This window comes from Bacillus sp. RB3, from assembly GCF_030164735.1.
GTDB classification, from domain to species: Bacteria; Bacillota; Bacilli; order Bacillales; family Bacillaceae_G; genus Bacillus_A; species Bacillus_A cereus.
This window is the reverse complement of record NZ_JASNGE010000010.1, coordinates 13064-36903: the sequence shown is the minus strand read 5'-3', so window position 1 is coordinate 36903 and position 23840 is coordinate 13064. Positions and strand designations below refer to the sequence as shown.

Sequence of the window (23840 nt, the reverse complement as noted above, 5' to 3'; positions counted from 1 at the left end):
TTTCTGAATATATCAGCGCAACTCGAATTATATCAGCGATTCTTCGAATATATCGACTTATCGACAAATCATGACACAAAAAGGAAACACCATTACACACCGGTGTTTCCTTTTTCTTTGTACCAATTATATATACGAAGTGAATCTTTTTTTCTCATATGCTTTACTTCATAACCCCGCCCAGCTACCGCTACAAGAGTTGTACATAATTCATCCTTTCTTTGAAAATACGATTGATTATAACCTACTGCTTGAACATGTCTTCTTCGCATTATTCCTGTATATTTCGAAAAATTACGATATACAACCGTTAGTTGATTTTCTCTTAATTCATAACCGCCACTTTTATATCTAGCATACGCAAGTAACGAAAACACGATAAATAACGGTAAAATAACAAACAATGCAATATATTGTTTTAAATATATACTTACGCTAGCAATTAGAACTGTGAGTATGATACTTATTAACCAGCCCATAATGAAATAACGACGCAACGCTGTTTTTGGTAAGTGAGCGATCTCCGCTTCAATTTCATAAGGTAACTCTAAATATGTGAGCAGGTGCTGTACATCTTTTTTCTTCATAAAAGGATGCAGCATCACTTCATTACTTGCTGCTCCAATACTGTGAATTGCTTCCACTTCAACAGCGCAATAACCAAATGGCTGGCGAAGCATACATTCTTTTACAGTAATCGCTTGAATTCGGTGCAATTTTAAGACAAACTCTTTCTTTTCAAATAACCCTTGAACGATACGAATTTCTTCCCCTTTTCGCTCAATTTTAAAGTTTGCATATTTCAACACATATCCAGCCGTGGAAATAATCCATGAAATTGCCATTAAAATTAATGCTATTACAATTAGTTTATAAACACCGTTTCCCATCACATACGCTTCTACTTTACTTGTGAATCCTTCAGGAAGAACAAAATCAAACTTTGTGTAAAGAAGTACCAGTCCAGAAAACACTAGTCCGAACCGACCAGATGTAATCGCTGCTGCTAAAACCTCTTTCGCTGTTAACTGATAAACCGTCTTGCTTTCTTCCTCTTCTATTTCTTCTTTTACAGTAGTTTCTTTCTTATGTAATAAAGAGATTAAATGTTTTGCCTCGTCTTCTTTAATACCAGCCAACATCACTTCTGGTTCACTACCACCACCCGCTACTTCTATATTTAACTTCATAAGCCCAAGCATCTGATAAATGACGTTAGAAGACGTACTAACATTTTGCACACGTTCTTTATTTAAATAACTTTCCTTCTTTACAAAAACACCGTGCTTTATATGTAAAATATTATTCTCAATCCAGTACACTTTAAAATACCATTTAATTGCTGAAAAAATAGCCATGATGAATAAAACAACCAGAAGGAAAAGATAAAATAAATACCAAGGTTCCACTTGTTCATCAGGTTTAAATAAAACAAGAATAATAAGTGGCAACAAACTCGCAACTCTAATACCTAACAATATCGTAATCGGATGTTGCCTCTTATACATCCTTATCACTCACTTTCGCAAGTTCTCCAATTTGTCTTTTTAGCTGTTCTGCTTCTTCTTTCGTTAAACCTGGAATACTATGAGAAGTTGCGGCTGTTGAAATGTGTAATTCTGCTAAATTATACTTTCTCATGATCGGCCCTTGCTCAATCGTTACGTGCTGCACACGGATCATCGGAATAAGTACGCGTTTTACAACGAACATTCCCTTTTGAATCTCAATCTCTTCTTCATTTAATCTGTAACTATAATAGCGCTGACGCAAATTTGGAAACACAAAATAATCAAGTGGAATAAATGTAATAGCTCCTGTTACTAATAGTCCAAACAACCAGCCCCACCAGTTAAAGTTAATCATAAAAAAGAAATACGCAATTACGACTGTTAGTATAACTGCCGCCCCAATTAAAGCGTGAATTCGCCACACTTTCAGCATATTAAAATGAATTTCTCTTTCTAACGGCTGCATCTCATCACTCCAATTCTATGAATTTATTACTTATATATTATCAAAAATAAGATTTCATATACATTTTTGTAAATTTATAGTCAAATAATAACATTTGAATCAAAAGCATATTAAAGAAAAACATACCTCAGTTTTGAAAATTATATATTGTAAATATGAATTATATTATTGAACTAAAATAAACCTTACATGATTCATGTAAGGTTTATCGTTTTATACACAATATATTTCATTATTGTTGAGATATACTAGCATCGCTTTCAATTCGCTTTTCTTTTTGGCTCAGTTTTTTATCTTTAGATTTTTTTAATGTTAAAGTCATACCAATAAAAATAAAAAGAATTCCTGTTATTTGCATTAAAGTTGGACGGAATCCAGTAAGTACAGTATCTAATAATATTGCCACTGCCGGATCCAAAAAAACTAATATTGAGATTGTTTTTGTAGATAAATAGCGTAAACTATCAAAAAACAGATAATATACTATCCCTGTGTGAATAAAACCAGTAGCTATAATATATGTCCAATTACTTTGAGTGAGGCCACTAAAAGCATCTAAATCTATAAATGGTATTAAAAGAAATATCCCCAAGAATGTTTGTAAAAATGTCATTGCATACGCACTCATTTTGTTAATCCCTTTACCAAATAAAGTTGTAAATGCATAAAAGAGAGCTGCAAGAAATCCCCATATCATACCTGAAGACATTAATGAACCGACAGAGAAACTTCCATCGATACCAGCAATTAATAAAGCTCCTGCAAAACACACAATTATTGAAATGATAGATATTAATGTTAATTTTTCTTTAAAGACGATACTTCCAATTAACAGTACAATTACTGGTGCAAGATGATAAACCGAGATAGCAATTGTAACTGACATATTTTCAAAGGCTTTAAATAAGAAAACCCAATTAAATACTAAGAAAAAGCCACATATTAAAACTTGAATAACTTCTTTTCGTTCCCATTTATCTTGTTTATATTGCCCTGTAAGCAACCAGCATACACTTAAAAATATTGTCGCAAAAATACACCTTACAAACACTAATTCAAACGAAGGTAAGTTTGTTTGAACTGAAAAAAATCCAACTGATCCAAAGATAACCATTGATGCTATCATCTTTAAAGCCGGTACCGTTTTCTCTTGCTTAAAACTTTTTTGAAGCAAATTAATCCCCCTCCAATAAAAACTCGGTTTATAGTGAGAAAAACACCAGCCTAAAAAAGGACAGGTGCTTTTCCTCAAAAACACTCAATTATAAATTTTTCCCAGCAGTCCAACCACCATCAATTACAAAATTAGAACCAGTAATAAAGCGGGCCTGATCAGAAATCAAGTACTCAATACATGAAACAATATCCTGCGGCAACCCCCAAGTATCTAAAGATTGATTACTTTTTATCATAGACATCAAGGCTGTATTACTAAAGTATTCTTCTGTAAGTTCAGTTCTAATAACACCGGGAGAAATGCTATTCACCCTTATATTTTGCTTTCCAAATTCCATAGCCATCTGTTTAGTCAATCCGATTAAAGCATGCTTTGATGCAACATAAGCAGCTCGCTCTGGTTCAGCCATTAATCCAGAAACCGATGCTATATTCACAATACAACCTTTTATTTTCGATTCACACCATCGCTTAGCTACTTCCCTAGAAAGGATAAATGGGGCTACTAAATTTACATCAATTACTTTTTTAAACATATCATCGGATAAATGTAAAACAGGTGTTATCTCTCGAATACCAGCTGCATTTATTAATATATCAGGAGAAAGCTTTTCTAAATCTAATTGAGTAAAAAGATTATGAATCGCTTCGCTATTACTTAAATCAATTTGCACTACTTTCAAAGGCATATCTGTTTTCATATAATCTATTAAATTATTATTATTAATATCAAGCGCTATTACATGAAATGATTTTTCTAAAAAGTATTTTATACAAGCATGACCTATACCGCTATTGGCTCCAGAAATCATAATTATTTTATTCTCTCTCATTTTGTCTCCTTATAAGAAAATGTTACTAATAAAATATCACGAAAAGCCTCCGTACTACATTCTGTTCCAAGTGGCGTTACGGCATGGAAGACCTTTTGTCCAAATACTAAAGTTTCTAAAGGCTCCTTCAAACTTATAAACTGATTAATTTCCCGAGGAGAATTAGCTATTAAATTATCTCCACCAATAGCTGTATTACTTAAATTCATAAGGTGTAAAAACACTACTGGTTCATCATCTTTATGTAACCAAATAGGTGAACTAAAAGATGGTCTTTCTTTAGTAGCTTTATATCTTACTTGATGTAAACCTATAATTAAGTCTTTACTTGTATCTATTATATTTGTTTTAAATGCAAATTCAGTATCGAAGCGCACGATATTTTGAATTAAAGGATTACATAAAAAGCTATCATTTATGCTATTGAACTGTCTAACTTTCCCGCCATCGTCATAGTTATATTCTTTAGATTGGAAGTAATCATTACTATTATCTAAAATATAATCTGGTGAATCAACATACTTTATATACCTTGAATAAGATCTAGCACGGCATTCACCGTATGCATCATCTTCCAAATTATAATAATCTAACTGTGCTTGTGTTAATAGACGATGATTCTCTTCCTCTTGTAAAAAGATTTCATTTGAGATTTCAAGGAATCCTTTAGATTCAAATTCATGTACCTTTTCTTCTATGCTAAAGCCACTCATTTTACTAAGAACAAACGTCATTATAAAAACCTCCACACTATTGTATTTTTCTATCTCACCCTATGTTAGAAATGCAATAAGTAACCGAGATTCTTGCTTAATAAAATTAAAAATTATGATATTCAATTAATACACCAAATGAAATATACGTAATTCATTAAAATTATTTATTAAGCAATATTATATATCCTTTCGGGTATTTTTTCTAATTATCTGAAGATTTATCAACATTAGTCTTAATATTCAAAAATAAAGAAATAGATTTTTCAGAAAGATAAAACTGCGCGTATTGCAATTATTTATGTATATAACTTTTTTTAAAATTATATTTTAAATATAGCTAGTTTTTTATAAATTTTTTGATATAATTACATACGGGAAAAGGGAAGAACTTTGTCTTCCCTTGTGTTTTTATTTGCATCTAGTACTTTTGCTAGATGCTTTTTTTTATGCTAAAAAAGGTATCCTCAAATACTTTGAGGATACCTTTTCACCTTTATTATCTCTGCTGTTTTCTACCTAATATGAGTAATCCAAAACTCATCATTACAAGAAGTGCTCCCATATATGGTTCCACAGGTATTTTCTGCCCTGTCTTCGGTAATTCTTTTTCAGGTTTCTCTGGATTCGGTGTCCCAGGCTTTTCTGGATCTGGTGTCCCAGGTTTTTCTGGATTCGGTGTTCCAGGCTTTTCTGGATTCGGTGTTCCAGGCTTTTCTGGATTTGGTGTTCCAGGCTTTTCTGGATTCGGTGTTCCAGGTTTCTCCGGATTCGGTGTTCCAGGCTTTTCTGGATCTGGTGTTCCAGGTTTTTCTGGATCTGGTGTTCCAGGTTTTTCTGGATCTGGTGTTTCTGGGCCTGGTGGCGCTAAATGATTCAATTTGTTTAATACTTCTAATTGAACTGCATTTATCATTCCATTTGTAATTTCAAATGGAATTGGATTAGTTAATTTTTCATATCCTTTTGGTGCTTCTACTTCTACTAATGTGTAGTTACCTACAGATAGATCTGTGATTTTTGCCTTTCCATCTTTATCTGTTGTTACTTTCACTACTACTTTTCCCTTTTCATCATGAACCTCAAACACAGCTCCTGATAAGACTTCCTTGCTTTCAGCGGCCATTTTTGTAATCTCCACTGAACCTTTGTCTAACTGTTCATTCTCTACTTGCAATGATAAGACTTTCGTCATACCTTTTGTAATTTCGAATGAAACTGGCTTTTCTAGTGGTTTGTAGCCTGCTGGTGTTTCTACTTCTACTAACTCATACTTTCCAATAGATAAATCTGAAATGTCTGCTTTTCCTTCTTTATCCGTTGTTACTTTCGCAACTACTTTGCCTTTTGAGTCACGTACTTCAAATACAACATTTTCTAATGGTGCTTTACTGTCTTTATCTATTTTTGTGATTTCTACATTCCCCGTATCTACCATTTCATTTTCTACAGTGAACGCTAAAGATTTTGTCATACCTTTTGTAATTTCAAATAGTACAGGCTTTTCTAATTTTTTGTAGCCTGGTAAACTCTCTACTTCTACTAACTTGTACTTTCCTACTGATAAATCTGCAACTGTTGCTTTTCCAGCTTTATCTGTCGTTACTTTCGTTACTACCTTGCCTTTGTCGTCTTGAACTTCAAAGACTACACCTGCTAACGGTGCCTTATTATCTTTATCTATTTTTGTAATTTCTACATTTCCCGTATCTACCATTTCATTTTCTATGTTTAATGATAGAACTTCTGTCATACCCTTTTTAATTTCGAATGATACTGGCTCTGTTAGTTTTTTGTAGCCTGGTAAGCTCTCTTTCTCTACTAATTTGTACTTTCCTACAGATAAGTCTGAGATTTTTGCTTTACCATTTTTATCTGTTTTTACTTCCGTTACTACTTTGCCTTGTTCGTCTTGCACTTCGAAGACTACGTCTTCTAATACTTTTTGACTATCTTTATCCACTTTTGTGATTTCTACTGAGCCTTTGTCTACTAGTTCATTCTCTACTTTTAGTGATAAGACTTCTGTCATACCTTTTTTGATTTCAAATGATACTGGTTTCGCTAGTTTTTTATATCCTGGTAAGCTCTCTACCTCTACTAGCTTATATTTTCCTACTGATAAATCAGCAATCTTTGCTTTTCCTTCTTTATCTGTCGTTACTTTTGTTACTACTTTGCCTTTTTCATCTTGTACTTCGAAGACTACACCTGCTAATGCTTTTTGACTATCTTTATCTACTTTTGTTACTTCCACATTTCCCTTGTCTAACATTTCGTTTTCTACTGTTAAAGCAAGAGATTTTGTCATGCCTTTTTCAATTTGGAATGTAATCGGATCTACTAATTGTTTATATCCTTTTGGTGCTTTTACTTCTACTAACTTGTATGTGCCGACTGATAAATTAGTAACTTGTACTTGTCCTTTTTTATCTGTCGTTATTTTAGCGACTACTTGCCCTGCTTCATCTTGAATTTCAAAGACTGCATCAGCTAAAGCATCTTTATTTTCTTTATCTACTTTTGTAATTTCTACATTTCCTGTATCCACTAATTCATTTTCTACTGTTAGCTTTAGCGCTGTTACTCTACCCTTTTCAATTTCAAATGAAATTGGCTTTTCTAGTGGTTTGTATCCTGCCGGTGTTTCTACTTCTACCAACTCATACTTCCCGATAGATAAATCTGAAACGTTTGCTTTTCCTTCTTTATCCGTTGTTACTTTCGCAACTACTTTTCCTTTTAAATCACGTACTTCAAATACAACATTTTCTAATGGTGCTTTACTATCTTTATCTATTTTTGTTATCTCGACATTCCCTGTATCCACCATTTCATTTTCTACTTTTAATGATAGGACTTCGGTCATGCCTTTTTTGATTTCAAATGATATTGGTTTTTCTAATTTTTTATAACCAGGTAAACTTTCTACCTCTACTAATTCATACTTTCCTACAAGTAAATCTGAAACATTTGCTTTTCCATCTTTATCTGTCGTTACTTTTGTAACTTCATTACCCTTTTCATCTTGGACGATAAATGTTACTCCCGCTAACGGTGCTTTATTATCTTTATCTATCTTTGTTATCTCTATATTTCCCGTATCTACCATTTCATTTTCTATTTTTAATGATAGAACTTCGGTCATGCCTTTTTTGATTTCAAATGATACTGGATCTGTTAGTTTCTTATAGCCTGGTAAACTTTCTTTCTCTACTAATTTGTACTTTCCTACTGATAGATCTGAGATTTTTGCTTTACCATCTTTATCTGTTTTTACTTCCTTTACTACTGTTCCAGCTTCATCTTGCACTTCAAAAACTACGCCTTTTAATGCTTTTTTGCTGTCTTTATCTATTTTTGTAATTTCTACTGAACCTTTATCTAACTGTTCATTTTCTACTTTCAACGATAGGACTGTTGTCATACCTTTTTTAATTTCGAATGATACTGAATCTGTTAGCTTTTTGTAGCCTGGTAAACTTTTCGTCTCTACTAATTTGTACTTCCCTACTGATAAATCAGAGATTTTTGCTTTACCATCTTTATCTGTTTTTACTTCTGTTACTACTTTTCCTTGCTCATCTTGCACTTCGAAGACTACGCCTTCTAATACTTTTTGACTATCTTTATCTATTTTTGTAATTTCTACTGAGCCTTTGTCTAACTGCTCGTTTTCTACTTTTATTGCTAAAGCTTTTGTCATACCTTTTTTTATTTCAAATGGTACTGGTTCTGTTAGCTTTTTATAACCTGGTAAGCTTTTCGTCTCTACTAATTTGTACTTTCCTACTGATAGATCTGAAACATTTGCTTTTCCATCTTTATCTGTTACTACTTTTCTTACTACTTCATCTTTCTCATCTTGGACTTCAAATTCGACACCCGCTAATACTGCTCCGTTTTCTTTGTCCACTTTTGTAATTTCTATATTACCTTTGTCTACCATTGCATTTTCCACTTGTATTGGGAATATGCCGTCCCCTGTTACACTTACTTCGAACTCTGTTTCTTTTAATTGGTAGCCTTCAGGCGCTTTCGTTTCTTTTAAAATATATTTTCCTAGTGCTAACGGTTTAGAGATTGCCTTACCATCTTTATCTGTAACAATATGTTCGACTACTACACCGTCTTTTACTATATCAAACTCTGCATTTGCTAATGGTTTTTCACCATTTTCCGAATCAATTTTCTTTATTTCAATTTGACCCTTTTGCACAGTATTTTTAATTTCAATTGTTTTTGTTTCTCCAGCTTGAAGTGTAACCTCTACTGGGCTTGTTAATTTTTGATATCCTTCTGGTGCTACTGTTTCATAAACTTTATACGTCCCAGGAGCTAAAGTTTGAGGTACTGAAAAACCTTTTTCGTCCGTTGTCAGTTTTGCAACAACTTCATTTGCACTATTTCGAACTTCAAATTCGGCACCTTTTAACCCTTTGTTCGGATTCTCAGAATCTATTTTATGAAGCGATACTGTACCATCTTTTGGAGCTTCAGGCGGTGTAATAGTTACTTCTTTTGATGTTAATGTTTTATCATCAAAATGTAATTCCGCTTTATTAGGAATCTTCTTATCTACGTAAGAAGATAAGTCTGCATTATTTTTAATTTTCGCCTTGATACTAAGATTAATTATCTGGTCTTCATATGACTTATAATCAAAATTCTCACCAAACGTAAATGTTACTTCACTTCTTTGTTTATCTATATTTAACGTCCCTTTAGAAGTAATATCTTGGCCATTTTTATCATACACTTTTGCCTCTAATACTTCTAAAACATCTTCTAAATCATCACTAATTACCATAGATGTGTATTTAGAAGGATCGTTCGGTATATGTGTACCAACTTGGTATTGAATAACTTGATCCATTTGTGTTAGCTGCTCATTCTCTACAAGCTTGCCATTCTCATCAACTATATTTTTTTCAATGCTAGGTGGATTATTGTCACCTGAACCAGATCCTCCCCCACCACTCACAAATACTTGTCCTACTTTTTCTTCAGTTTTAATATTTTTACCTTCTAATTTCACAGTATTTTTATGAGGTTTTGCAGCAGGATTTGTAACCTTTGTTTTATATCTTAAAATATAGCCTTTTGAACTGTCTGGAAATTCAATTGTAAATCCAGTCTTTGTTGCATTTATTTTAATGTTAGATAAATTTGCTGGCTTAATATTTGTTGGTGCATAACCATCTTCAAATACAGCCTCTTCTAATACTACGCTGTCTGTAATTAACTCATGCCCAGGTCCTAATGTATCTGTTAATTTAAGATCTTGCATTTCTGTTCCAGTTGCATTTACATATACAAGCCAATCAGCAATAGACGGATCTTCTTGATTATAAGAACCCCATTTCAATAGATTTTCCGTATTGGGTTGTGGCTTCGGTCTCTCTGTCGTATTACTTACATTTACTTCTTTATTTACGATTTGACCATCAACGTTAAATTCTAATGGAATTTCTTTAACACCATCATATGCTTCTAGACCAAAGTAGAATTCTACGAATAAAGAACCTTTAATGTTGTTCTTTCCTTCTACGTAATCACCCATAGTACACGTTAATAGACCCTTTTTCATCTCACATGTACCAACTGTTTTTCCTTCAGCATCTTTTAAAGGAAAACTCATATTCATAAGGTCTTTTCGAAACTCTTTTGGCATATCAATTGTGAATTGATCTCCACTTTTTATTTTTTCTTTAGCTGACCACTTCACTTCTACTTTCATACCATCTGAGGCTTGATATGGTTCAGATGTCGTGCCATCAGTACGGGAAATATTAATTTCGTCCACTGGACTTTTCATAACAGCAGCTTGAATAACTGGAGCCCACACATTCAGCACTGAAAATAATACTAGAAAAACTAATGAAACCATTGAAATATGTCTTTTAGTACTTTTCATTTGCATAGTTCCCTCCTAAATTTTTATATTTATATAACAAAAAAAGATCGTCCGGTTGCATCAAAAATGTGCAACCAGACGATCTTAGTAACCAATATGTATTACCGTAGACTCTAAGCTTTGCGGCCTATCCTTTCGAATAGTGTGCTAAAAATATCTTTTATTCTTTTTTTGTTTCATTTTCCTCTTAAACCAAATATTACTATACCGTCTGGACGGTTATAATTCAATACTCTATAAAATTGTTCTATTTTTCTAATAAAAAAAATAATTCACCACTACATTAAAGAAGCAATGGTGAATTATTTTCTCATTATATAGTTCGTATATTCTATTTATATGAATTACTAATAAGAGCTTGAATCACTTTTTCTCTTAACTCGGGGCTTAGTCTTCCAACCCCTAAATATTCCGAATACCATAATCCATCTGCTGCTAATCTAATAATTGTTGCACAAACTGAATCTATCTCATCATTTTCTATATTTTTTTGCAGTTGCTGAAATGATTGTTGTAATGGCTCAAGTAATTCAGGTTTTAACATGAGTGCTGCCATCATACTGCTAGACAACTCTTCTGTTCTTCTCTCATTACTTAATCTTTCCTCTACAAAAGAGCGAACCCATCTCCCTTTCCTCTCTGAGTCTTCCGCTACTTTATTGTAAATGGCCCCTTCATAATCCTCTACCCCTCGGACTATCATACCTTCTATTAAAGCTTCTTTATTTGAAAAGTGATACAATAATCCACCTTTGCTTAAACCCGCCTCTTTTGCCACTGCTTCTAAAGTTAATTTAGCAACCCCTTTACATTGTACAATTTGAGAAGCGGCCGCCAAAATCTTTTGCCGCGTTATGCTTATACTCATTCCTTTTTAAAACCCCATTTCTACTAAATTTATATAAATACGAATCTTATTTTTAATATTGTTGATTACTACTAAGTATTTTCTTTATACAACAAAAGCTTCATTACCTTTGAATTTTTAGTTACTTATTCTATTAAAAATTTCCATATCATTCAATATGATAACATTAAATACACAAAGCTGACTATACATCTATACTTTTGTATTTATTGAAAATATATCCATTAATAAAATTTACCGATTTATTCCTTCTTATTACTTTAAGACAGCAGTAATTCTTTCAGTACTAAATAAAAAATGTTATTACTCCCATTAAATTGAGTAATAACATTCTACTTAACAAATTCGCTGCCAACTAGCATCCTTCACATCTTCACTAGTCGGTTTTCTAACTGATCCAATAAAACATTCCTCCCAAGCACCAAATGCAATAAAATTTTTCTGTGCTTGTCTTAACGAGACTTCATTCGCCCCACCTTCATAGTCAGGATCGTTAAACTGAACCCCATCATCTTCCCAATAACATATATTACAAATTTCATATGTATCTGGTGGTTCTTCTTCTAATGTTTTACCCCGCATTAACGGGCAGTAAAATTCCCACCTCAAAATTCAACTAGAGCAAAGGAGTTAGGTGGAAGATTAACTGCCCATAAATGCCCGATTGGTTCAACTAATAATCAGTGGGGAATGAACAAAATCCCCCCTGATTAAAGTTTCACTTTATATCCGCAACATGGACAAGTGTATTTCATTTTGTCACTCCATTATTAACTTGTTTTCCCATATATTCCGACTCACAAAGAATGTAACAGCACAAATCATAGTTATCCCCATGAAAAATGTATTAGAATCTTCATATGTAGTTGGAATGCCTACCGTTACGAAAACAATACTAAAAACTAAAAATAGATATAATAATAAAGATATAATATAGCTTAGTTTAAATCGTAAAATGATACCTCTAAACAATAGCTCACCAAGTAGACAGCCACCTAAAATAATAGGTACTCCGAAATACAATGTAAGGACTCCCATTTGCGCAGTAGATTGAATTATCTTTCCAATTATGTTCGGCGAAACCAGCTCACTATCGTTTCCCATCCTATCATATAAATCAAGTGCTGTTGCTGAAATAAAGAAACTTAATATAGAAAATGAATACGGTATTAAAAATTTGCTCACTCTCATTCACCTCGCTTTTTTCTTTACATATATTATTCATTATTTCCTATCATTTTTACATAAAAAATAACCCTCTATGATAAAACATAGAGGGAAGCATTTCTATATAAAAATCTATACCTTATCCTGAAGTGAATCCCGAAAATAGGACAAATATCAAAACACCTAAACCATCTGCTATCTGCTCCCTACATTCTTTAGGGTAGATAGTTTATATGTTTTATTAGAAAGTAGTGCCTTCTTTTTTATAATATTCTTTTGAAATCTCTTCATAAAATGCGGCTGATGTCGCGTAGAAATAAGGTGCTAACCATAAGAAACCGATTCCTACAGTAAGAATACTTAAAATGAACCAACCTAAGAAACTTAAGCATAGTAAAAAGTAATCCATTTTATGTCCATTCATCATATGACGACTCTCAGTAATCGCTTGATTCGCTGTATATTCTGGATGATCATTCAAAATAAAATATGTCATAGAATAAGAAAATGATTTAATAATACCTGGAATAATAAGAAGTAATGTCCATAGAGTCAAGTATACATACATTAGTAAATATGTTAAAAACGACTTCATCAACTTACTTCCATCGCTAAACCATCTAAATATATGACCAATGCGAGCATCAGTCCCACGAATTGCATTTAAAACAAGATAATAGGCACCTATTGTTAATGGACCAATAACAAGCATTACAATAATACTTACTGTAAGTGAATCACTTGCTTCTTCCCAACCCCAAAATATCGAAAAAATACCTGTGGTTAGCATTTCAACAGCTCCAATAAGGATCCCGATTAATAAGGTTGCCCCTACCGCTAATCCCCATCTTCCTTTTAATGCATCAAGTGCTTCTCTTTTCAACTGACTTATCATATATAACCTCCTAATACTATTTCCATTTTATTATACCATTTATATCAAAAATCCCACATATTTTCCTAAAACAGAAGCATATTACCTTTTTTCATACGTATTGATACATGTGTGCTGTAGTTGTACTAATATATGGATTAAACGACTCTTTTCCCTATAACAAAAAAGCCTGCCTTTCATAATAGGCAAGCTTTCTCAAGTTACATCTCATTTATTTTCTTCTTATACCAATCCTGCATTCTCTCCGCATCTTCTACTCTCGTATGCTCTATTTTATAACTAGATGATGCACTCGAAAACTTATACGTACATAAATCCGCACGGCGCTGGAAATATGATTGTGTCTTCTCCATTGATTGGACGTGTCTTCTTCTAATAAGTCCTGTATATTTTCCGACGCTACGATAGACAAGTGTAATTTGTTCTCCGTTAACACTGTAGCCATTTGTTTTAAATGTTGCGTAGCCAAGTGTAAAGATAAGGATTGCGAGCGGTAGTAATGCCCACATGATGTAATACTTTTCAAAGTATACGCTTATTCCAGTAAGCGGGATTGCGAGCATAGCGAAAAAGATGAAACTATCAATGAGATAGCGGCGCAATGCTGCTTTTGGTAACGAAGTAATATTTGCATTCAGTTCGTATGGTAATTGTAAATGCGCGAGTAATTGTTGCACTCGATTTTTTCGAATGATAGGATGCAGTGTAACTTTTTCTTCTTTCCCTTCACTTTGAATGACTTCTACTTGCACAGCACAATAACCGAACGGTTGGCGTAAAATGCCTTCTTTTATCGTAATCCCTTGAATGCGGTGCAATTTTAGTACGAGTTCTTTTCTCTCCAGTAACCCTTGCGAAATACGGACTTCATCATTTTTTCGATTTACTGTGAAGTTACCGTGTTTTAACGCGTAGCCAATTGTAGATATCATCCAAGAAACGACAAGTAGAATAGCTACCATGTAAATCCAGCCATATATATCGTGGTCCATTACATATGACGTCACACTATTTTTTATCCATTTCGGAATATACTCATCTACTTGGTGATAAACGAAAAAGATTAAAGAGAACAATACTCCAAATTGACCAGATGTAACAGACGCTATTAAAATCTCTTTCCACGTTAACTTGTACTCTGTCGTTTGTTTTTCCTCTGTAACAATTGCTTTTTCTACTGTATTTTCTGCTGCTTCGTCTAACGTTTTTTCTGCTTTCACTTCTGGAGTTGGCTCATTTAGCAAAGTAATAAGCTCCGTCGCCTCTTCTACCGTAATTCCAGCTAAGCTAACTTCTGCTTCATCGCCCCCGCCAGCTGTTTCAATCTGAATTTTTTTCAAACCGAGCATTTGGTATAGTACGTTAGAACTTGTATTAATTGTTTGAACCCGTTCTTTATTTAAGTAGCTCTCCTTTTTCACAAAGAGACCTTGTTTCACATGTAATACGTTATTTTCGACCCAGTATACTTTGTAATACCAGCCTACGATAGCTGAAATAATTGTGATCAACGCAAAACCAATAGGAACTAAATACCAAAATGGAAACTTTCCCCTTAAGCTAAAAAGAAAAATAATGAGTGGTATAAAGTCTGTTATTTTTAACTCTAATAACATCGTGATTGGATGCTGCCTCTTATACATCCTCATCACTCACTTTCGCTAATTCTGCGATTTTCGTTTTCAACATTTCAGCTTCATACATCGTTAAACCTGGGATGCTATGAGAAGTTGCTGCTGTTGAAATGTGTAATTCTGCTAATCCGTATTTTCTCATAATTGGCCCTTGTTCAATCGTAACGTGCTGCACACGAATCATCGGTACTAATACGCGCTTTACGACGAAAAGACCATGCTGAATTTCAAGTTCTTCTTCATTTAGTTGGTAGCTGTAATAACGTTGACGTAGTTTCGGAAACGTAAAGTAATCAAACGGTGTATATACAATTGTTAATCCGATGAGCACATAGAAAATCCAAGCCCACCAATTAAACTTAATCATAAAGAAAAGATATGCCAAAATGACTATAATACTGATTCCTAGCTCAATTAAAGAACGCGCTTTCCACACCTTGACCATGTCAGGGTGAATTTCATTTTTCAATGGATCCATGTAACCACTCCAAATCTAGTAATCTAATATATGAATACTCTTAATCTATATTTTACGTAACTTTACAGAAAATTGAAATTCAATCTTCTTTCTTCTCAGGAATAAAATATCCGAACCAAAGTAGCCAAATGAAACCGATTAACTTCATCCAATTTCCATCCGCTTGAAAAGCTTCAATCATACCTGGTATTTTATAAACCCCAATAAATCCAAGAAAACCGAGCCACCAGTTTTTTTGCATTTTCATCTTTACTCCTCCTTCATGACGTTTTTCACATTTCGAATCCAAATTTCTTTATACTTTAACTGGAATCCCATGAGCATATAGTTGCTCATATTATCAATCACGAGTGCTAGCGTATGAGCATTTTCTTCCGTTTCATGTTGTGACACTACGTCAAGTTCTACGCCTTTCTTCAATAAATCGTGGAAACCATTTAAGAAATCTTCTTGTATTTCAAATAAGCGTTTCTGATACTTTTCATTTCGCGATGCAGTTACGATAAATTCATTGATAACGCGTAATATCCCTTCTTGCCCTTCATATTCAGAGAGCATATGTAAACCATCAGCAATTAACTTTTTTGCAAAGTTTTCTTTCGTATATTGCTCTTTATCGAAATAACTCACGAAATGATATCCAGAGAAAATTTCTTCAAATAAAAAATCGATTAACGCTTCTTTAGAAGAAAAATGATAATAAATAGCCGGTTTTGAAATACCTACCTCTTTCGCAATCATGGAAAGACTCATCTTCTCAATGCCGTGTTCTGCCATAAGTTTAAATGATGCCTCTACAATGTTTTGCGATGTTTGTAAATTCTTCGTCATACTGTACCTCACTTATTTTTACTTACCGGTCGGTAAGTAAATTATAAAACAAAACGAAAAGATTTTCAATTTAGTTAGCACTACAGAAGGTGTTTATCAGAAAATACAGAAAGTTATAAAGTAAAAGCAACATATAACAATAAGGAGGATATCATATGGGACTTGGTGGTAATGGCGGTAGTGGTGGTAATGGCGGCGGTGAAGCAGGACAAGCTGGTAAGAGCGGATTTTCATTAATCATTGTACTTTTTATCGTATTGATTATAGTTGGAGTTAGCTATATCGGACTTGGCTTCTAAGAAAAGGCGTCCTACGTTACACATGTAGGACGCCTTCTTTTTAATCCCTATTCAGCAATCGCATACGATAACAATTCATCGTCACTTCTCCAAGTCTTTGCAGCAATTGATAGTTCGCATATGCGCCGACTGGGGCACCGATTACCGGGACGAGCTGAAGCATTTTTGCTAAATCGATATAGTCTCGGTATTCTGTTTGGAACTTTTCCCAGTCCATATGATTTTCTTTTTCTGTATCCCACGTTTCAATTGCTTTCCATATTTCTTTTCTGTGATTGTCACTTGAAAAGGCAAGCTGAAAAACGTGAAGGATAAAAAGACGCTCTTCTTGTTTACTCGTATCAAATCCGTACAATGTCGCTGCATCGAATAAAAATTTAATTTTAATGCCGAGTAAAAGCGGAAAGTCAGCAAGACCGAGGAGAATACCGCCAGCCCCCGTCCCTGCCCCTTCTGCCGCTGCTATTTTTTTATACTCATCCATTTTTTTACGAACTTCATCGTCACGTCTTTGCAGTGACCATGTCGTCTCTTTTAGCTTCGGCTTTATAAAGTTTGACCCGGCGCTGATTGTTTGCACCATCATACGAATCGTCTCTGTTAGTACCTTTTGTACTTTCGCCGGAATGAGCTGTTGCACCTTCGTCTGCACTTTTTTTGAGAACCGTGTCATCATAGAAGAATCTTTCATAAATGTAGCTTTCCACTGCTCCAGTTCTTTTATAACCTTTTCTTCATATGTAATCATAGGTTCATTCCCTTCAATTTAAACGCTCAATGCGCTTCGCCCCGTATTGGTAAACGAAACCGATACTAAATAATATGCTTACGATAAGTAAAATTCCTGTCATCATGAAATCTTTCGTTGCTAGTGCAAATATAACTGTAAAGATTACGCTCCCGATGATTAGAATCGCGTTTAATAAAGTAAGAAAATCTTTCTTCTTCTCTTCTCCCCCTACCGGATACAAATCAAGCCAAATCTTCATGCGGTGATGTTTCCATAAAGTTAAGAGCTGATAACCGATTAAGTATAGGAAAATAAGGCTTACGATAAATCGTCCATATAAAAACGGAATGAAGTACAAAATAACTCCTCCAAGAGCGAGCAAACGCACATATAATCCAAAATAGTTACCTGATCTTAAAAACGTTCTCGTATATAAGTATAAATATGTACGCTTTTCACCAATCATCGAAAGAATGAAATCGAGCCATTTTCTGCGTGCTACTCTTTCTTTTAATGCTGGTACATCAACGAACATGTTCGCGATGCGGTACAGCAGCATCATCTTCTTACCTTCTTCAGAAATTAAATACTCCCAGTTTAGTGGCTTTCCCTTTACCATTTGATGCATGATAGCAAGGTATAACACCATGAGAAGGACGATTCCACCAATGAAAAGAACTGAAGTACGTTCTACAAGGAAATATACAAATAAACCGTTTAGGATAAAACGAATGAACCAATCCGCTCTTTGTATATTTTGATCTGTTAAAAATGACTTTTCCCATGCTACGAATAAGTTCCACGCTTTTACGATGACAAACGCGAGTACAATCCATATGTAAGCCGCTCCTGTTTGTTTCATTTGCTGAAAGTATAACGGAGCAAGCGCTGCCGCTACAATTGCGATTATGTACAACTGAATCATAAACGTAAAAAGAAACGCCTTTGTAAAGTATGGTTTTAATTTTTGTTCAACTGGCAGCAAGTAAACGAGATCCGCTTCTTTTAATAACGTTTGAATGGATCCAGCCGTTAACACGAGTCCAATTAATACTGCCATTACGAGCGCAGTTGGAAACGAAGATGTTAACGTTTGTAACCATTGCTGGTAATAGTACGCTCCCGCACCAATGATGAACACGAAAATAAATTTCAAATGATCATTAAATACGTATTTACTATATGTACGAACTTCTTTTAGAAAGTGACGAAATCGTTCTTTCCATAACGCTGTGCTATTCATAATCTTCTTCCTTTGTTAGCGCGATGTAAATATCATCTAACGTTGCACCTGGCATATTAAACTGTGATTGCAGTTCAGATAGCGTTCCCTTCGCTCTTACTTCACCTTGATGCAAAATAATGAACGAATCACAATAACGCTCTGCCGTCGCTAAAATATGTGTGCTCATTAAAATACCGGCACCACTCTTTTTCATTTGGTCCATCATTTGAAGAAGGGATTGAATCGCTAACGGATCTAATCCAACGAAAGGTTCATCTACTATGTAAAGAGATGGCTCCACTAAAAATGCGCTCATAATCATTACTTTTTGTTTCATTCCTTTTGAGAAATGAGATGGAAACCATTTTAAACGATTTTTCATACGAAACTCTTGTAGTAGTTGTCCTACACGTTCTTCATATTGTTTTTCATCAACGCCATACGCCATAGCTGTTAATTTCAAATGCTCTTCTAACGTTAATTCATCATATAATACTGGCGTTTCCGGAATGAATGAAAAGCTAGAACGGTACGCTGTCATATCATCACGAATTGTTTTCCCATTAATTGTGACAGTTCCTTTTTTCGGTTCCATTAAACCGATAATATGTTTAATCGTCGTACTTTTACCAGCTCCATTTAAACCGATTAAGCCGACAAGTTCGCCTTTATTAACAGAGAACGAAACGTCTTTTAATACAGGTCGTTTCGTATATCCTCCTGTAACATTTTCTACACGCAATAACTCGTTCATACGACACCACTTTCTTCATTAGTATTCATTCTATATTCATCTTACCAAAAATTATGCTGTACTACATAGTATCCATGTACTCAAAAAAAATTTTTAAATTTATTAGCATATATTTTTCCGAAAGCGGACATCATAATTATTGAAGAAGGAACACATTGAAAAAGCAACCACCTATTGATGAGTACAACAACATAGTGAAGTCATCATGAAATGGGGTGTCCAAGTTGGACAATGAAATTTACACATAACCAGATCATTTGTTTCATTTTCGAAACGGGGTGTCTCTGAAAGAGCATATACTGTTTTAAAAAATAAACAATTTCATTTTAAAAAAGATTGCAATTCATTTCACTTGAAAATGGGGTGTCTACGGCAGAAACTTTAGCCGATTTACCGTGCATTTCTTAAATAAATGAGGTGTCTGCGAAACGTAAATTACGATAATGCTTTTTCAATCCCTCTTCAGAAAACAGGAAGCTGAGTCAGCTTCCTGTTTTTCGTGTTTGTTCTCTTATGTAATTATGGTAAAATACGGCTAAGGATATTTGAAAGGATGAGATCAATGAATCATACAGCAGACAATTGTATTTTTTGTAAAATCATTGACGGGCAAATCCCTTGCTCAAAAGTATACGAAGATGAACATGTGCTTGCATTTTTAGATATTAGTCAAGTAACAAAAGGACATACTCTTGTTATTCCGAAAGTTCACAAACAAGACATTTTTGCGTTAACGCCAGAAATCGCATCACACATTTTTTCTGTCGTTCCAAAAATCGCAAATGCGATTAAAGCAGAGTTTAATCCAGTTGGCTTTAACCTACTTAACAATAACGGTGAAAAAGCTGGACAAACTGTGTTCCACTTCCACCTTCATTTAATTCCACGCTACGGTGAAAAAGATGGTTTCGGTGCTGTTTGGAAATCACATCAAAATGAATACACTATGGAAAATTTACAAAACATCGCAAGTACAATTGCAAATAGTGTGAAATAATGACACTATAAGAAGGCGTAATACATAACAAGCCACTTCCCTGAAGTCATCAAATTCCGCATGGCTTGTTTCTTTACTTAAAATGCTCAGGGATGATTGTTTGTGCATAGCACATATAAGAAAGATATGCATATTTTTCCCATCATGAATACGAACAAAAAATAAGGAGGTCTCCTTTTATGTCAAAAGCTAAATCCTTTATTACAGGTGTTATTTGCGGCGGAGCAGTTGCTGGACTAGCTGTTCTTTTCTCAACTCCTTCTTCTGGTAAAGACATGCGCGGCAAGTTAAAAGAAAAAGGAAATGATATTAAAAAGACTTTAGCTGATATTACAGCCGATACGAAATTATTAAAGCGTCAAATTGTTGAAACTGCTTCAGAAGGTAAAGAAGTGTTTCAAGAATTAAAAGATGACATGCAAGACACGCTTTCTAACTGGAAGCAAGATATTTCTCAAAACAAGCGCCATATTGAGAAAGAAATTTTGGACATCCAAAAGTCAATTGAGAAACTACAAGAAGCTGTTCCAGAAAAAGCGTAAACAAATTCCTGCTTAGTTTTTTGCATATAACAAATATTTTTTATATAAATTGACCTTGACACGGCATATCGTATAGATATGCCGTGTTTTTATGCATTTACAATATATGTTATCACTTAACATGTAAGGACAACGTATGTATTCACGACTCATAAAACGCTTCCATAGTTATGCATGATTTGTATAGAATGTCATTTTTCCGAAAAATTTTCACAATTCTCACAAAAAGACTTTATTAATTTTTATTTTACTGGCATAATAGATAGTAATGAAAAAAGAATGTTAAAGTGGGTGAGTAAATGAAAAGTGGAGAAAAAGATTACTCGGTAAAAGAAGCGATGATTTTCAGCCAACGCATTGCTCAATTATCGAAAGCGTTATGGAAATGTGTAGAGAAAGATTGGCAGCAGTGGATTAAACCTTACGATTTAAATATTAATGAACATCATATTTTAACAATCGCTTATCATTTAAAAGGGGCTTCTATTTCTGAGATTGCTAAGTTTGGAGTTATGCACGTATCAACAGCGTTTAACTTCTCGAAAAAGCTGGAAGAACGCGGCTATCTTGTATTCTCAAAAAAGGAAGATGATAAACGAAATACGTACATTGAAATTACAGACAAAGGGGAAGAATTACTACTTCGCTTAATGGAAGAGTATGATCCTGAAAATAATTCAGTGTTTAATGGGGCTCTTGCACTTCGTAATTTTTATGGGAAGTTCCCAGAAAATATCGAACTGATTGCAATCCTGCGTAACATTTACGGACAAGACTTTATCGATATTTTTGAGAAATCATTAGAAGATATTGAAGAGAACTTTACAGAATCCGATCAAAAGTTAGTTAAGAAATAATCTATTTATTTTTTCGCAATCATGCTTAAGAATTCATTCATAAGCGGCTTAAATAAACCTTGTTTTGCTAGCGCTTCCGCAGTTTCGTGTACTTCGAGCTGATGTGGAAGCGCTTTTTCAAATTGATCTAACAGCACATCGAACAAAAGAAGCCCTTCTGCTTTCTCCACTACATATTGCTCGTTCAGTTTTTCACAAAGATTTAGTATACGTTCAATATCTTTTTTACGAGCTTTTTTCTTTATGATCAAAGAATAAAATGGACACTTCTCTTCATCAATCATTTTAAATAATAAGTCTACATAGTATTCAGCTTGTTCTAATCTTCTAACAACGTCCATTTTCTCCCTCACTTTCTAACACAAAGTCTTCTATTTCTGAATTTTGTAACACGAACAAAATATCGTGTGATACAATATATGTATATGTATTTTAGCCAAAAGGAGGTCTCGCCTCATGACACTTATAACAGTTGTTTTTGTCGCATTCGCACTTCTTGTTATATTTTACACGAATTTCATGACACATACACTGTGTGAACGAAAACAAATAGCTGCGAGCCGCCAGCCCGGTGTCTTTCGGGTTATTAATGTATGTATAACAATTTTATTAATTTCTAGTTATATAGAAATTATATTTCATGGAAAGTGAGGAAGGAAAGCCCCTTCCTCACTTTTTTCCTCTATAAGCAAATTATACCTACAATAACCAATAAAATAAACAGTACAAGTAATAAAATAAGTTGAGAATTCATCCCCATCCCCTCCTCTATTCTGTATATGCGGCATACGCCCAATATGGCACACTTTCAAAATCTGACACGTACTGGTTAATTTTTCTTTATCAATATGAAAACGCGTCGAAATATGATATATTAAATTTTGTACATATTGCTTATACTATAGAACAAAACATTCATCAAAACTTTATCCTCAGCCACGGTAAGCCCTGTTAAGCGCGCTTTACCAATATAAAAAAGCAAAAGTATCAGTGAGACTTAATCGGGCTCTTATGAATCAAAATTCATTGGTGTAGGATAAATTAAAAATACATAATAGTAGGAGTGTTTATCGAATGAAGAAAGCTATGCTTGCCTTAGCCGCAACAAGTGTAATCGCATTATCAGCATGTGGAACATCATCATCAGACAAAATTGTTACATCTAAAGCTGGTGACATTACAAAAGAAGAATTCTACGATCAAATGAAGACACAAGCTGGTAAACAAGTACTAAACAACATGGTTATGGAAAAAGTACTTATTAAAAACTACAAAGTTGAAGACAAAGATGTAGACAAAAAGTTCGATGAAATGAAAAAACAATACGGTGATCAATTCGATACACTAATGAAACAACAAGGTATTAAAGAAGAAACTATTAAAAATAGTGTGCGTGCTCAATTAGCTCAAGAAAAAGCGGTTGAACAATCGATTACTGATAAAGATGTAAAAGCAAAATTCGAGGATTATAAAAAAGAAATTAAAGCAAGTCATATCCTTGTAAAAGATGAAGAAACTGCTAAAAAGGTGAAAGATGAACTTGCTCAAGGTAAATCTTTCGAAGAATTAGCAAAACAATACTCTGAAGATACAGGCTCAAAAGAAAAAGGTGGCGACTTAGGATTCTTCGGACCAGGGAAAATGGTAAAAGAATTTGAAGAAGCAGCTCAAAAGTTGAAAAAAGGTGAAGTAAGCGAACCTGTAAAAACACAATTCGGTTACCATATCATCAAAGTAACTGATAATCACGCAGATGCAAATTTCGATAAAGCAAAAGCTGATATTAAAAAATCACTAGTTCAAGAAAAAACACAAGATGCTCAATTTATGAACGATCTTATGATGAAAGAAATCAAAAAAGCTGACGTAAAAGTTGACGATAAAGATTTAAAAGATCTTTTCGAAGAGAAAAAAGCTGACGCTAAGAAAGACGAAAAGAAATAATGA

General features: G+C 33.9%; 24 protein-coding genes and 1 riboswitch. Of the genes, 6 read left to right on the top strand and 18 right to left on the bottom strand.

Annotated elements, in window-relative coordinates:
- Positions 1–92 precede the first annotated feature (92 nt).
- The 14 genes from QO049_RS14705 to QO049_RS14640 form a co-directional block, all read right to left on the bottom strand.
- Positions 93–1508 (bottom strand): PH domain-containing protein, encoded by a 1416-nt coding sequence (locus QO049_RS14705; RefSeq protein ID WP_000278150.1) that lies wholly within the window; start codon positions 1506–1508, stop codon positions 93–95.
- A complete protein-coding gene (locus tag QO049_RS14700; protein ID WP_001182698.1) occupies positions 1501–1977 on the bottom strand; it encodes a PH domain-containing protein in 477 nt (158 codons plus the stop codon). Before QO049_RS14700 ends, QO049_RS14705 begins: the two co-directional genes overlap by 8 nt.
- A 232-nt stretch (positions 1978–2209) precedes the next feature.
- The gene (locus tag QO049_RS14695; RefSeq protein ID WP_088349102.1) at positions 2210–3151 is read right to left on the bottom strand and encodes a DMT family transporter; all 942 of its coding nucleotides are present in this window, start codon (positions 3149–3151) and stop codon (positions 2210–2212) included.
- Between the two features lie 88 nt (positions 3152–3239).
- Positions 3240–3986, bottom strand: coding sequence for an SDR family NAD(P)-dependent oxidoreductase (locus QO049_RS14690; RefSeq protein WP_001208941.1), 747 nt, complete (start codon positions 3984–3986; stop codon positions 3240–3242).
- Positions 3983–4720, bottom strand: coding sequence for a 2OG-Fe dioxygenase family protein (locus QO049_RS14685; RefSeq protein WP_000144819.1), 738 nt, complete (start codon positions 4718–4720; stop codon positions 3983–3985). Before QO049_RS14685 ends, QO049_RS14690 begins: the two co-directional genes overlap by 4 nt.
- Positions 4721–5198: 478 nt before the next feature.
- On the bottom strand, positions 5199–10622 hold the full coding sequence (locus tag QO049_RS14680; RefSeq protein ID WP_284489314.1) for a SpaA isopeptide-forming pilin-related protein: 5424 nt from the start codon (positions 10620–10622) through the stop codon (positions 5199–5201).
- Positions 10623–10682: 60 nt separating this feature from the next.
- A riboswitch (cyclic di-GMP riboswitch) is annotated at positions 10683–10775 on the bottom strand.
- A 172-nt stretch (positions 10776–10947) separates the two neighbouring features.
- The gene (locus tag QO049_RS14675; protein ID WP_000028010.1) at positions 10948–11484 is read right to left on the bottom strand and encodes a TetR/AcrR family transcriptional regulator; all 537 of its coding nucleotides are present in this window, start codon (positions 11482–11484) and stop codon (positions 10948–10950) included.
- 336 nt (positions 11485–11820) lie between these two features.
- Entirely contained in the window at positions 11821–12066 is a 246-nt protein-coding gene (locus QO049_RS14670) for a CPCC family cysteine-rich protein (RefSeq protein WP_246962264.1), read from the bottom strand.
- A gap of 177 nt (positions 12067–12243) precedes the next feature.
- Positions 12244–12669 (bottom strand): hypothetical protein, encoded by a 426-nt coding sequence (locus QO049_RS14665; protein WP_246962261.1) that lies wholly within the window; start codon positions 12667–12669, stop codon positions 12244–12246.
- 223 nt (positions 12670–12892) lie between these two features.
- Positions 12893–13546 carry a DUF975 family protein gene (locus tag QO049_RS14660; protein WP_000625400.1) on the bottom strand — a complete coding sequence of 218 codons (654 nt, stop codon included), beginning with the start codon at positions 13544–13546 and terminating at the stop codon, positions 12893–12895.
- Positions 13547–13746: 200 nt separating this feature from the next.
- A complete protein-coding gene (locus QO049_RS14655) occupies positions 13747–15189 on the bottom strand; it encodes a PH domain-containing protein (RefSeq protein WP_065704657.1) in 1443 nt (480 codons plus the stop codon).
- Positions 15182–15658 carry a PH domain-containing protein gene (locus QO049_RS14650; RefSeq protein WP_000371346.1) on the bottom strand — a complete coding sequence of 159 codons (477 nt, stop codon included), beginning with the start codon at positions 15656–15658 and terminating at the stop codon, positions 15182–15184. The genes QO049_RS14655 and QO049_RS14650 overlap by 8 nt, the downstream gene beginning before the upstream one ends.
- Before the next feature lie 79 nt (positions 15659–15737).
- Entirely contained in the window at positions 15738–15905 is a 168-nt protein-coding gene (locus QO049_RS14645; protein ID WP_000783813.1) for a hypothetical protein, read from the bottom strand.
- A gap of 2 nt (positions 15906–15907) precedes the next feature.
- A complete protein-coding gene (locus tag QO049_RS14640; protein WP_284489313.1) occupies positions 15908–16489 on the bottom strand; it encodes a TetR/AcrR family transcriptional regulator in 582 nt (193 codons plus the stop codon).
- 155 nt (positions 16490–16644) lie between these two features.
- Here QO049_RS14640 and QO049_RS14635 point away from each other — a divergent pair, with 155 nt between their 5' ends.
- Complete coding sequence (locus tag QO049_RS14635; protein WP_000522760.1) at positions 16645–16788, top strand: YjcZ family sporulation protein; 144 nt, start codon at positions 16645–16647, stop codon at positions 16786–16788.
- A 40-nt stretch (positions 16789–16828) separates the two neighbouring features.
- On the opposite strand, the gene ecsC is transcribed toward QO049_RS14635, so the two are convergent.
- The 3 genes from ecsC to ecsA are packed head-to-tail and all read right to left on the bottom strand — an operon-like array spanning position 16829 to position 19497.
- Positions 16829–17536, bottom strand: a complete 708-nt coding sequence (gene ecsC / locus QO049_RS14630) for an ecs operon protein EcsC (RefSeq protein ID WP_000634138.1) — start codon at positions 17534–17536, stop codon at positions 16829–16831.
- 13 nt (positions 17537–17549) lie between these two features.
- On the bottom strand, positions 17550–18761 hold the full coding sequence (gene ecsB / locus QO049_RS14625; RefSeq protein ID WP_001089127.1) for an ABC transporter permease EcsB: 1212 nt from the start codon (positions 18759–18761) through the stop codon (positions 17550–17552).
- Entirely contained in the window at positions 18754–19497 is a 744-nt protein-coding gene (gene ecsA, locus QO049_RS14620) for an ABC transporter ATP-binding protein EcsA (RefSeq protein ID WP_065704661.1), read from the bottom strand. The genes ecsB and ecsA overlap by 8 nt, the downstream gene beginning before the upstream one ends.
- A gap of 562 nt (positions 19498–20059) precedes the next feature.
- On the opposite strand from ecsA, the gene QO049_RS14615 reads away from it, so the two are divergent.
- From QO049_RS14615 to QO049_RS14605, 3 genes are all read left to right on the top strand, one after another.
- Entirely contained in the window at positions 20060–20494 is a 435-nt protein-coding gene (locus QO049_RS14615) for an HIT family protein (RefSeq protein WP_001016835.1), read from the top strand.
- 179 nt (positions 20495–20673) lie between these two features.
- Positions 20674–21036 (top strand): YtxH domain-containing protein, encoded by a 363-nt coding sequence (locus tag QO049_RS14610; RefSeq protein ID WP_000030302.1) that lies wholly within the window; start codon positions 20674–20676, stop codon positions 21034–21036.
- Between the two features lie 299 nt (positions 21037–21335).
- Entirely contained in the window at positions 21336–21893 is a 558-nt protein-coding gene (locus QO049_RS14605; RefSeq protein WP_000834924.1) for an HTH-type transcriptional regulator Hpr, read from the top strand.
- Between the two features lie 5 nt (positions 21894–21898).
- On the opposite strand, the gene QO049_RS14600 is transcribed toward QO049_RS14605, so the two are convergent.
- Positions 21899–22234: a DUF1878 family protein gene (locus QO049_RS14600; protein WP_075718621.1), complete on the bottom strand. Its 336-nt coding sequence runs from the start codon at positions 22232–22234 to the stop codon at positions 21899–21901.
- A gap of 115 nt (positions 22235–22349) precedes the next feature.
- Between QO049_RS14600 and QO049_RS14595 the strand changes: the two genes are divergently transcribed.
- Together QO049_RS14595 and prsA are read left to right on the top strand one after the other, a co-directional pair.
- Positions 22350–22544, top strand: coding sequence for a hypothetical protein (locus QO049_RS14595; protein ID WP_000172690.1), 195 nt, complete (start codon positions 22350–22352; stop codon positions 22542–22544).
- A gap of 423 nt (positions 22545–22967) precedes the next feature.
- Entirely contained in the window at positions 22968–23837 is an 870-nt protein-coding gene (gene prsA / locus QO049_RS14590; protein WP_000710063.1) for a peptidylprolyl isomerase PrsA, read from the top strand.
- The last annotated feature ends 3 nt before the right edge of the window (positions 23838–23840 follow it).